The sequence below is a fragment of the Diaphorobacter sp. HDW4B genome (assembly GCF_011305535.1).
GTDB lineage: Bacteria > Pseudomonadota > Gammaproteobacteria > Burkholderiales > Burkholderiaceae_C > Diaphorobacter_A.
The window spans coordinates 1,193,708-1,206,592 of the sequence record NZ_CP049905.1; the positions used below are offsets into that span (position 1 = coordinate 1,193,708).

Below are 12,885 nucleotides of genomic sequence, written 5' to 3' on the forward strand. Positions count from 1 at the left end.
AGTGAGCGCCGGTCAGAAAGGAACGCCGCCGCCAGTCACAGATTCTCGGATAGTTTGAGCGTGGGGCGAAGGCCCACGTCCGCAAAATGCTTGTGCAGCCACTGGGTGCCCGAATCACGGCCCAACTCGAACAGTTGCCGGATGAAGGCCATGTCCGTGCGCATCTTGCTGGCGGCGCCCAAGGGGGCGAGCACTGCGCCACCGTCGATGCGGTGCATCAGCACATTCTTGTAGCGCCGGTTGTCCAGCTTGCCTTCCGCCAGCAGTCGGCGCACGAATTCGATGGCGCGCAGTTCCGCGAGCAGGCCAGCGTTGAACGTCACTTCGTTCACCCGCTCCATGATTTCCTGCGCGTCGTCGGGCAGGTTGTCGTGGTCGATGGGGTTGATCTGCACGAGCAAGATGTCGGCCGCGTCGGTGCGGTAGATCAGCGGATAGATCGCAGGATTGCCCGAGTAGCCGCCGTCCCAGTAATGCTCGCCGTCGATCTCGACCGCCTTGAACAGCATCGGCAGGCAGGCCGACGCCATCACCGCATCCGCGCTCAGACGCTTGCCGGTGAAGATCTCGCCGCGCCCGGTACGCACATTGGTCGCGCACACAAACACCTGCTTGGCGTTGGTCGCGCCGATCAGCTCGAAATCGACTTCTTTCTCCAGCAGCTTGCGCAGCGGATTGATGCCGAGCGGATTCATCTGATACGGCGACAGCCACTGTGTGAGCATGTTCATGAACGCGCCCGCCGCCGGCATGGGCACGCCCCAGAGCATGGTCGAACCCATGGTGCCGACGCCTTCCCAGAGCTTGTGCAACGTCTCGCGCGCCTTGATGGCACCCGCGACCTGCGCCTCGTGCACATCCTTGTATTCATGCGCGGCGACGGCAAACCCGTGCGCCATTGCCACCGCGTTCATCGCCCCCGCGCTCGTGCCGCTCACACCTTCGATGCGCACGCGGCCGTCTTCGAGCAGCGCGTCGAGCACGCCCCAGGTGTAGGCACCGTGCGAGCCACCGCCCTGCAGCGCGAGATTCAGCGTCTTGAAACCTTGTTCGTCAGGCATCAATGGCTTTTCCGTTGCTCATCGCGAGCATGCCGCGAATGATGCGGTACAGGAACCACAGCGAAATGATGCCCCAGGCGATCCAGCCGGGAACGAAGAACAGCAGCCACAGCGGCGAGGTGACGACGTACAGGATGCCCGCCCAGATCACCGAGCGGATGCGCCACGAGAAATGGCTGGCCTGCCAGGTGCCTTCGGCGTCGCCACGTTTGACCAGATCGATCACCAGCGCCACCAGCAGCAGCAAGATGCTGGGCTGCGCACTCGGAACCACCGCAGCCACCGCCACGATCAGATGCAGGATGTAGCTGACCCAGCCAACGGCCTTGAGATTCTCTGCCCGCTGGTTCGGCTCGATGTCGATGATGTCGTTGCTGCGATTGCTCACGTCGATCCTCCTTCTTCCTTGTCACGATTGACCGCCTTGCGCAGGGCCTTTTCCTCCAGCCCGCTCAAACCTTCACGGCGTTCCAGTTCGATGATCACGTCCGCTGGCGTCAGGCCGTAGTAGGACAGTGCCACCATCGAGTGAAACCACAGATCGGCCACTTCGTAGACCAGCTTGGACTTGTCCGCGCCGTGATCCACATCCTTGGCCGCCATCACCACTTCCGTCGCCTCTTCGCCCACCTTCTTCAGAAACGCGTCCGGCCCCTTGGCAAACAGACGCGCCACATAGCTCTTGTCCGGATCGCCCAGCTTGCGGGACTCCAGCACCTCGGCCAGACGGGCCAGGGAATCGTTGGAGGTGGTTGCGGAAGAATCGTTCACGTTGACGTTCAAGTTGTCGCTCGACATGGTTGCTGCGCTCACTTTGTATTTCTTGGTTTATTTGTAGATGGACTCGGGATCTTTCAAGACCGGATCGACCGGCGTCCAACCGTTGCCGTCCCCATCCACGCCCTTCTCCAGACGACTGTAGAAGCAACTATGGCGTCCCGTGTGACAGGCGATGCCCGGCTCATGCCCCGTCTGCGTGACCTTGAGCAGAATGACGTCGTTGTCGCAGTCGATGCGGATGTCATGCACGGTCTGCACATGGCCCGACTCCTCGCCCTTGAACCACAGCTTGTTGCGCGAGCGGCTGAAATACACCGCACGGCCCAGCTCGGCGGTCTTTTCCAGCGCCTCGCGGTTCATCCACGCAAACATCAGCACGTCGCCCGACGATGCTTCCTGCGCGATCACAGGCACGAGGCCCTGCGCGTCCCATTTCACTTGATCTAGCCAGTTCATGTTGTCAATTGTCCGCGATTCGGGAAATCCACAATCGGAATTCGAAAACCTTCGCGTCCCATCAAGCAAAAAAAGGGCCAGCGATGATCACGCCAGCCCTTTCGATTCAAGCACGGGTGCTCTGCTTATCGACGCGCACGCCGGGTCTGCCGGTAAGCCAGACCCACCATCGCCAACGCCAGCAGAACCAACATGGTGCGTGAATCCACCGGCACCGCAACGGCGTCCTGCGGCTCGTTCACGATCGGGTCGCTGTCGGTCGACGTGCATGGCGACGAGGTCAGACAGGTGCCGCCGGTCACCGTGGCGGTGTTCTCCGCCTGCTCGCCCGCCTTGCCACTCACCGTAGCCGTGACCTTGTAGACCACATTGCCACCCGCCGCCACCGTGATGCCCGTGCAGGTCAGACCCGCGCAGGAACCGGCGTTGGAACCACTGGAGGCAGTGCTACCCACGATGCTCACATCCTTGAGGCCGCTGACGACCGTGTCGGTCCAACTGATGCCGGTCGCGTCGGTCGTCCCCGGATTGGAGATGGTCACCGTGTACGTCGTCGTGCTGCCCACGACCAGCGAGGTCTGGTTGTTGGTCTTGGTCACCATGGGATCGGCCAAAGCATTCACCTTGGTCGGCACGCTTGCGCAATGCATATCACCCGCAGCGCAGCTTCCGGGCACCGGTGGATTTCCGCCGTTGTACGGATCACCACCGCCGCCGACCGAGGCCAGATTGCTCGGATTGCCCACGGCAGCCGAAGTCACCTTGACCGGCAACTCGATCACCGACGACACGCCCGCCGCCAACACGCTGGCGTTGGTGCAGGACACTTGCTGACCGGCGACCCCACAGGTCCAGCCATTGCTGCTGCCAGCGGTGGCCGTGAGGCCAGTGGGCATGTTGTCGGACACCGTCATCACCGAACCGTTCGTGCTCGCCGTGCCGTGGTTGGTCACGGTCATCGTGTACTTGGCACCGGTTTGATCGACCGTCCACGGGCCGTTGCTGGTTTTCACCAGACCCAGACTCGGCACGCCCGGCAAGGCCGCGCAGCCGGATGCATCCGTGGCAGTGGTGCCCACAATGCTTGCAGCATTGAATGCACCACTGCCAGCGCTGCCGGTACACGCGACCTGCGTCACGCCTGCCTGCATGGTGAAGGTGAGCGCAACCACATAGCTGTGCGTAGCGCCGACCGGCAGCACCTCGTTCGCAGCGCTGATCTGCGTGAGCGCGCCGTTGACCGGAGGCGTGAGCGGCGTGGCAATCGCGCTGCTGGACACTCGCGCAGTCCAACTGTTCAACACCACATCCGCCGGAAAGCCGGGCGTGTCGCTGAGCGTGTAGTGGCCATCGACACCGCCCAGGTTGGTCACGTCGATCTGGTACTCGGCCACGTACTGGCCCGCAACGCCCGTGGCAGTGAAGGTCGGGTTCGACTTGCTCACCACCAGATCCGCCAGCGCAAAAATGCGCGTGATCTTCTGCGCGCAGTGGCCCGGATCGTTCGGATCCAGACTCAAGCAGCTCGTTCCGGGCTCTGGCGCGTCACCGTCGTTGAACGGATCACCACCACCGCTCACCGATGCGTGATTGGTCACATCGGCGTTCAGGCCACCTGCGAGCGCTGCAGTCGTCACGTTGACAGGCAGCACGATGGAACTGCTTTGACCGGCACCGATGACCAGATCATGGATGCTGTGACAGGTCACGCTGCGGCTCACGAACGAGCAGCTCCAGTTGGCCGAGACCAGCGGATCCGTCCACTTCGGCTCGATGCCGAGCGGCATCACATCCTTCACGTTGATGAGGATCTCGCCCACCGACGCGGCAATCGCGCTGCTGTTGTTCACCGTCAGCGTGTAAGCGGCGTCTGCCTGCCCGACGACCCAGGGGCCATTGTCCGTCTTCACGATGTGCAGGTCCGGCGCATTCACCACGGTGGTGATGCTGGACTTGCACGACGCATCCATCGGGCACAGCGGATCGCCACCGCCATAGGCCTGCGCGTTGTTGGTCACATTCGGGGCCGCCGCAGCGGTCGGCGTCACCGGAATCCTGAACGTCACCGACGCATTGACCGCCAGCGAAGCGGAGGACTCGCAGGTCAGTTGCTTGACCAGCGTGCCCGTCGCAGAGCATCCCGGCTCGCTCGTCAGATCGCCCAACGTCATGCTGGCTGGCAGCGTGTCCACGACGGTGATCTTGCCGCTCGTGGCCGCCGTTCCCACGTTGGTAACCTTCAGCACATAGGTCGAAGCCACACCCACCGAGAACTCGGTCATGCCCGTGCTCTTTTCAAGCAGCAGGTGCGGCGCGTTCACCGGCGTGCTGATGGTTGGCGCGCAACGTGTGGGCAGGCTGGCCGTGGCCGTTCCATCCACACACAGCGGATCACCACCGCCCGTGACACCGGCCTGATTCACCATGGTCTGCTTGTCGGCCGAAGCCTTCGGCGTGACACCGATGACGATGCTGGCACTGGCCTTGACCGCCAAAGCGGAGACCGTGCAGGTCACCGTCTGACTGCCCGCCGCCACCGCCGCGCAGGTGGCCGAAGTCGGCGTGACCGAGTCGATGGTCAACCCCGCAGGCACCACGTCGGTGATCGTGATCACACCCGTGGTCGCTGCCGTGCCGTTGTTGGTCACAGTGAGCGTGTAGCTTGCAGCCTGACCCACCGTGAACGCACCAGCGTTCGCCGTCTTGGTCATCTCCAGCTTCGGCGCGGTCACCGGGTCATCTGTCTTGCCCGTGCAATGCAACTCGCTCGGGCAAGTGGAGTCACCTGTGTCGCTATTCGCAATCGCCTTGTTCACTTGCGACGTGCCGTCCGCGCTTGCCAGCGGCGTGACCGGAATCGTGAACGACTTGCTGCTGCCCGGCAGCATGCCCGCGCTCACGTTGCAGGTCACCACATTGCCGTTGGCCGAGCAACCGCTGTTCGTGAGATCACCCACCGCGAGGCCCAAAGGCACGGTGTCGGTGATCGTTCCCGCCAAGGTCGCGGCCTGGCCCTTGTTCTCGACCGTGATCGTGTAGCTCGTGGGCTGACCGACCACAAAGCTGCTGTCGAGCTTCTTGCTCACCGCAAGCTGCGGACGATCGACGTTGGTCTGCACCGTGACCGAGCAAGGGCTTTGCGTCGTGCACGCCGTGCTGCCGCCCGTCACGCTCGCCGTGTTGACGGCAGGCGTGACGACCGTGTTCGCCACCGCCACATGCGCAATAATCACCGGAGCCGAAACGTTCGGCAGCAACACATCGCTCGTCGTGCATGTCAGATCCGTTCCACTCGCCACCGAGCAAGTCCACACACTGTTCGGTTCGATGGAGGTGATGGTGATGCCTGCAGGCATGCGGTCCGTCACCGTGATCGCACCGCTCGTGCTGTTGGTGCCGTTGTTGCGCACCTTCAGCGAGTAGATGCCGTTCTGGCCCACGGCAAACGTGGTTGGCGCAGCTTCCTTCTCGATCACCAGCGCAGGCGTGCCTGCATTCTTGCTGGTGACGGGCGGAGACTCCTTCTCGCACGGTGTCGTCGTGCAGGTCACGCCGGTTGGTGGTGTCACCGTGGCCTTGTTGACGATGTCGCCCGTGGCATTGCGCGCAGCAGTACCTGTGATGGTGATCGTCAGCTTCTCGCCCATGGCAAGCGCCACTCCGGTCAGCGACACGTTGTTCGTCGTGCCGGTCGCATTGGCCCCGCAGCTTCCCGTGCCGGTGGCCACGCAGCTCCATGCACTCACCTCGACTTCGACCGGCACAACATCCAGCACCGATGCACCGCTGATGCTGCTCGGGCCATCGTTGAACACTTCAATCGTGTAGTTCAGCGGCTGGTTGGGCACGTACTGCGTGCCCTGCTCCGAGACCTTGGTGATGCGCAGATCGGCCTTCAAGCCCACCGGCGTCGTGACGCTGGCGCAGTGCAGATCGCCCACGGCGCAAGTGCCCGGAACAGGCGGCTCGCCACCGTTGTTCGGATCACCGCCACCACCGACGGAAGCAACGTTCACCACACCGGTCGAGCTCACCAGAGTGCTGCTCAGAGTCACCGGCAGCGTGATGAGCGATGGCGTGCCAACAGCCAACGCAGCCGTGGTCTCGCAGGTCACGGTCTGACCGATCACAGTGCAAGTCCAACCATTGCTGGTGGTGTTCACAGCGCTGACACCTGTGGGCAATGTGTCCACCACCTTGGTGGTGCCGGAAGTCACGGCATTGCCGACGTTCGTCACGGTCAGCACATACTGCGCACCGGTTTGTCCGGCACTCCACGGGCCGTTGCTGCTCTTTGCCAGAGTCAGATTGGGCAGGCCGGGCAGATTGCCGCAAGCGCTGGCTGCAGGCGCTGCCGAGCCGATGCTCGCCGCGTTGTACGCGCCATGGCCTAGAGTGCCGGAGCATGTCAGCGATGTCGCCGCCGTGCTTGGGCTGGCCGTGAACGCAATCACCACCACATAGCTGTGCGTGCCGCCTGCAGCAATCGCGGTGGCCGTGGCGCTGATCTGATGCGTCGCGCCATTGATGAGCGCAGGCAACGGCGCATTCACGCTGCCATTCGTGCTGTTCACTGTCCAACCGTTCAGCACGGTGCCTGCCGCAAAGGCCGGCGTGTCGGTCAACGTATACGTGCCGGGCAGGCCGCCGGTGTTGGAGACCGTTACGGTGTACGTGGCCTGGTATTGCCCCAGCGATGTCTGCGCCATGCTGTTGAAGACCTTGGTGATGCCCAATGCCGCTGGCATGTTGACCGTCGTCGACGTGTTTGCGCAATGGCCGGGGTTGCCCGCATCCAACGCGGTGCACGCAGTTCCCGGAGCGGGTGGCATGCCGCCGTTGAACGGATCGCCGCCACCGGCCACCGAGGCATGGTTGGTCACGCTGCCCGTCACACCTGTGCTGATGGCCGTGGTCAACACATTGACCGGCAAGGTGATCGAAGCCGAGCCGCTCGCAGCAATGCTGGCATTGCTTGTGCAATTCACCGTCTGCCCGTTGGCCGTGCAGTTCCATGCACCGCTCATCAGCGTGCCCACCCACTTCGGTGTGATGCCCATCGGCAGTTCGTCCACCACAGCGATCTCTCCGATGGTCGCCACCAGCGTGCTGGCATTGCTGACCGTGAGTTGGTACTGCGCATTCGACTGCCCCACTTCCCACGCAGCAGTGTTGGACTGTTTGCTGATCTGCAACTGCGGCGCGTTCACCGTGGTCACGGTGGTCGATTCGCAGTTCGCCTTGTTGGCCGGGCACAGCGGATCGCCGCCGCCGTAGACCACGGCCTTGTTGGTCACAGTAGGTGGTATCGACGAGGCTGCCGCCGCCGTTGGCGTGACGGGGATGGTGAACCTCACAAAACCCGCCGGAGTGAAATCCGTCGCGGCCGCAAGCACTGCGCTGCTCTCGCATCGCACGCTCTGTCCGCTGCGGGTGCAGCCCGTCGGCATGGTACCCAGCGTCAGATGCGCAGGCACTTCGTCGATCACGGTGATCAGCCCGGCAGTCGGCGCGGTACCGATGTTCGTCACCGTCAGAATGTAGTTCGAGAGAACGCCGACCTTGAAGCCTTGCGTACCGGCATCGGTGGTCTTGGTGATCTTCAATTGCGGCGCGTTCACTGGCGTCGTCACCACCGGCGCACAGCTTGCGGGCAAGGCGCTGACAGGCACCGAGGCCACGCACAGCGGATCGCCGCCGCCTGTGGCCGTCGCCTGATTGCGCAGGGATTGATTGATCACGCTGGCTTGCGGCGTGACCAGAATGGCGACTGTCGTCTCTTGATCGACGGCCAGACCCGCAGCCACCGTGCAAGTCACTTTCTGGCTGTCTGCCGGATCCACAGCGCAAGCACCCGCAGGTTCGAAACCATCGATGCGCAGGCCCGAAGGCACCACATCGGTGATGGTTGCGGGCAGCGTCGTGGTTGCCGTGCCGGTGTTCTTTAAAGTCAGCAGGTAACGTGCCTGCACTCCCACCGTGAAGGCCACCGGACTCGTCTCTTTCTTGAGCTCAAGTTGCGGTGCGCTCACCGGATCGTTGGTGATGCCCACGCATCCCGTATCGGACGGACAGGTCAGGTCACCCGTGGTGTTGTCGGCGGTCGCCTGATTGGTCAGCGTCTTGCCATTGGCGGTGGCCAGCGGCGTCACGGGAATGACAAAGCGCTTGGTCTGTCCGGGAGCGAGCGTGCTCGGCACCGCACAGGTCACGACTTGACCACTCACGCTGCAACCACCCGCTGCATCCAGCGTACCGATGACGAGATCGGCAGGAACGGTGTCGGTGATCGTGCCGCCCAGCGTGTTCGCATTGCCTTCGTTCGTCACGTCGATGAAGTAGCTCGTCTGCACACCGACGACGAAAGCGTTTTCGACCTGCTTGCTCACCTTCAGCTTGGGGCGATCCACATTGGTCGTCACGCTGTCCGTGCAGGTGAGCGAAGTGCCGCAGTCCGAGCCGCCGCCCACCACCTGCGCCGTGTTGCTCGCGGTCGCGCCGACCGCGTTCCCCACCAGCACCTCGGCATTGATCACCGACGCCACCGATTGGGGCAACAGCGCCACCGTGCTGAAGCAGGACAGCTGGGTGCTGGTCGTCGCCTGGCAATTCCAGTTTTCACCAGTCACCTTGGTGGTGTCGATGGTGATGCCTGCAGGCATGGTGTCCGTCACCGTGATCACGCCACTGGTGCTGCCTGTGCCCGTGTTTTTGACCGTGATCGTGTAGAGACCACGGCCACCCACTGCAAAGGCCGAAGGCGTCGCCTGCTTGTCGATGACCAGTACCGGCTTGCCGCTGTTCTGATTCGTCACCGTATCGGTCAGCACACAGGCCGTCGTCGCACAGGGCGTGGACGTCGGAGGCGTCACCGTTGCCGTGTTGATGATGTCGCCCGTCGCCGAGCGCTGCGCCATGCCGGTCACGGTGATCGTCACGCTCTTGCCAGCAGGGATCTTCACGCCCGTCAGCGACACGTTGTTGTCGGTGCCCGAGGCGTTCGCTCCGCAATCTGCGCCCGTCGCGGGAGTGCAGCTCCAGAGACTGACGTTGACCTTTGAAGGAACCGTGTCCTGGATGCTTGCACCATCCACATCGCTGGGACCGTCATTGGTCACCACGATCTGGTAGTTCAGCGACTGGTCCGGTACATAGCTCCCATCAGGCGTAGCCGTCTTTTCGATGCGCAGATCGGCCTTTTGCACCACGGTCACGGTGCCTGTCGACGGGTTGCACTTCGTGTCGGAAGACGTGCATGCCGGATCCCCGCCACCGCTCAGATGTGCCGTGTTGCTGGCACCGCCAGCAACCGCCGTGCTTGCGACCTGAACGGGGATGTCGATGGTGTACGTGCCATTGGCAAGTCCCGAAGCCAAGGTGCAATTCGGACCGATGGCACTTCCGGAAGTGTTGCCGCAGGAGGCCAGCGTTCCACCACCCGTCAGTTGCGGCGCACCCGAAAGCGTGACGCCCGTGGGAAGCGTATCCGTCAACGCAATCGTCTCTGTGGTGGGGCCATTGGTCACCACCACGTTGATCTGGTACTTCTGATTGCTGGCACCCGCCACCAACGTGGTCGGAGACGCCGTTTTGGTCGCGGCGATATTGGGGTATTTCGGCGTGTTGGTGAACGTGCAAGTGATCTCGTCACCGGCTTGCGGCGTCACGCTCACGCTGGTGCCCGTGCCGGAAGCAGGCACGGCCGTGCCACCAGCGGTAGCGTTGGTGCATGCGAAGGTCGAGGTGTAGCGACTCAGGTCGGCAAGAGGCGAGCCCGCCGCCGCTTCGCTCAGCGTGTATGCCGTGCCCGCGTTCACATCGACCGCACCCGTGCTCACGCTGTTGGCGTTTCCAGACGAGGTGTTGCTTGCAACGCCACCACTGATGGACACGGTGAACTGGTCCGTGCTCAGCAGACGCCCAGCCATGTTTTTCGACACCGTCAGGCGTGTGCGCTGCACCGTGTTTGTCACGCTGCAGGAGTTGCAAATCGGCGTCGAGCCACCACCCGATGCGACCACACTGTTGTTGACCGTCGCTCCCGCACTGGCAAGCACGGTCGCCGTGTACGTCACCGAGTAGGTACCGATGCCCGTTCCTGAAGGCAAGGAGCAATTCAGACTACCAGTGCAGACCAGCGCCGGACTGTTGCTCACGATGCTGCCGAACTGAAGGCCCGCGCCCAACGTGTCCGCCAAGGACAACGCACTGGTCAGCGGCGCATTGCTGACATCCGCACTCAGAACGTAGGTGATAGTGGAGCCGACCGGAACCGCGCTGCCTGCCGCCGGATTGGCGCTCTTGGAAACGTTGACGACCGGAACCGCCACAGTGGTCTGAGCCGTATCGGTATTGGGTGCTGGCGCATTGGCGGTTTCATTGGTCGCCGCAATCACGGTCGTGATGGGAATCGGCCCCGGGTTGCCTGCCGCAACCACATAATTGAAATTGAACAGCAGGGTCTGGCCGACTGTGAGTGTGGTCGGCATTCCGCTGAAGCTCACCTTGCAGGTGGCTGCGCTGTATGTCGCCATCACACCCGTCGGGAGCAAAGTGAATGTCACAGCGGCGGGACAGGTCTTCGTCACACCGGAACCACCCAAGGTGCCAATCGTCACTTGATAAGTGACGCCCGTGGCAGGAGCACTGCCAGCGTTGTTGAACGAGAACGAGCCGTAGGCCGTACCGCCCGAGAGAACACTCGGCGTGACAGACACTTGCGTGCTCACGTCGACGGGCGTGCTGGGCTCCAGAATCTCGATGGTCGGAATGAACACCTGCGACTTCTCCAGCGCCCAGAGATCGAGTCCCTTGCCATCGCCAAAATACTGGTCGCTCGCCGTGCAATCGGTGTTGGCGTTGTTGCTGCCCGCCCACTTGCGGTAGTAAATGCTGCTCGATCCGGAGCCGGACAGCACGGTCGATGAATTCAGGCCTATCAACGAGTACACAGGCGACGGTTGAACCTGGTCCTTGCCCGCCAGAACACTGCCGCAGAGGTGACCATTCAATGTCCCGATCACGGTGCCATTGGCCGTCTTGTAGCCTCGGTCGTCGTAGTACACCGTGTTGTCGCCAACGCTGGGGCCGTTGAGCTTGGTGAGAATCGGACCGCCATTCACATTGCCTTCCACGTCGGCCATGGGAAAGTGGATTTCGCCGTTTCGACCAACGATCTGATACTTGTAGTTCCCAGCCGGAAAGGAGTTGCCGTTGTTGTCCCGTCCATCCCAAAGGATGTTGTGATCTCCGGTTTCAGCAATGCCGGTCAACACGCGGTTCTGCGTATTGGCGGGGTCGAAATCCGTGCCGTTTCTGCTGATGACGATTTGATATGTCTGGGTGTTCTGCACACTGAACGTGAACGAGCCACCAGACGATACGGTCGTGGAGTTGTTGCCAAAGTTTCCGACGAAGGCCGGATTGGTGAGCACCGGCGTCTTGGGTGCCAAGGGAAAAGACAACGCCGTCAGAACCCGTGCGACCTCGGCTGCATTCGGGCCATTCTGGGAGACATCGCTGAAGAAGATCGGGTACTCGGGAGCCTGCGCCTTGATTCCGGCAGTGCCTGAAGCGCCACCCGTAACCGCGCCTCCTGTCCCCCGGTAGTCCCGATACAGGGGCGAGCCATTGGTATCCAGAAAGCCTTTGCTGTTGGCATAGAAAGCTGCGCCGTTGGGGTCGATGCCCACGAACTGCTGCTTGTAGCGATAGCCGTCGCTGGACACGTAGTACAACGTGGTGGCAATGCGGTAGGCCCGATTGGTCAAATCCGAAGCTGCCCCGCTGTTGTTACCAGTGGCCACGGTCCACGCATAAGTGAAGACACGCCCGTTGATATCGACAAGAGATGTCGTGTCGCTGCTGCGCACAGTGACATCCCAGGCGGACACTGCATTGCTTTGTGGCGACGGAGGATCAATCAAGGCCCCGGATCCCGAGTCCCCACCGAACAAGACACCATAGATGCCCGTGGTTGGTGCTTTGTACGAGCATGCCTTGTAGCGATCGGCATTGCCGCCATTGCTGCCCGAAACGCTCAATGGACCTGCCAGCTCAGCGTTCCGGGTCTCGATCAACCCATCCTTTGCGGACGTGCATGTGAATGTGGCCGTGCCTGGAATGGTCTCCAACCCTTTGCTGCCAAAACTCTGCGGGCTGTACAGCTTGATTTCGCCCTTTCCAGCGCTCGAGCGATTGCGAGAGCCCAGCAGAATGTGCTCATCCTTTTGCGCATACACGTAAAAAAACTGCCGCCCACTGACGACGCCGTGAAACGTGTTGTTGGTACTCAACCCCATCACCGCACGACCGGTCGTATCGTTCGTCTCGCCAGACGGATGCAGAGTTCGGCTGCCCTCGGCATGCACATTGCCACTCCACCCCAGCAGCAGCCACAACAAACAACCAGCGAGAACGGCCATCGCCGCATCTTTCAAGCATGTGGCTGCAAAGTGTCTGGATATGGAGCGCACGCGAGCAGGAGTAATCCACTCGCGCAGTGGTTGAGTTGCCGTCATTCAAATGTCCCGATTGCTTTGGATATCGGGCAACACATGCTTGCGCCGTGCCTTGCCCCACATCCCTG

The 12,885-nt window shown here is 62.2% G+C and carries 5 protein-coding genes; all 5 read right to left on the bottom strand.

Annotated elements, in window-relative coordinates; all coding sequences use genetic code 11:
• Positions 1 to 35: 35 nt before the first annotated feature.
• Positions 36 to 1,061 carry a patatin-like phospholipase family protein gene (locus G7048_RS05730; RefSeq protein ID WP_166067214.1) on the bottom strand — a complete coding sequence of 342 codons (1,026 nt, stop codon included), beginning with the start codon at positions 1,059 to 1,061 and terminating at the stop codon, positions 36 to 38.
• Positions 1,054 to 1,449, bottom strand: coding sequence for a hypothetical protein (locus G7048_RS05735; protein ID WP_166067215.1), 396 nt, complete (start codon positions 1,447 to 1,449; stop codon positions 1,054 to 1,056). Before G7048_RS05735 ends, G7048_RS05730 begins: the two co-directional genes overlap by 8 nt.
• Positions 1,446 to 1,859: a phosphoribosyl-ATP diphosphatase gene (locus tag G7048_RS05740; RefSeq protein ID WP_166070818.1), complete on the bottom strand. Its 414-nt coding sequence runs from the start codon at positions 1,857 to 1,859 to the stop codon at positions 1,446 to 1,448. The genes G7048_RS05735 and G7048_RS05740 overlap by 4 nt, the downstream gene beginning before the upstream one ends.
• Before the next feature lie 30 nt (positions 1,860 to 1,889).
• Positions 1,890 to 2,306, bottom strand: a complete 417-nt coding sequence (gene hisI, locus G7048_RS05745; protein WP_205750381.1) for a phosphoribosyl-AMP cyclohydrolase — start codon at positions 2,304 to 2,306, stop codon at positions 1,890 to 1,892.
• A 116-nt stretch (positions 2,307 to 2,422) separates the two neighbouring features.
• Positions 2,423 to 12,817 carry a DUF11 domain-containing protein gene (locus G7048_RS05750; RefSeq protein WP_166067217.1) on the bottom strand — a complete coding sequence of 3,465 codons (10,395 nt, stop codon included), beginning with the start codon at positions 12,815 to 12,817 and terminating at the stop codon, positions 2,423 to 2,425.
• Between the last annotated feature and the right edge of the window lie 68 nt (positions 12,818 to 12,885).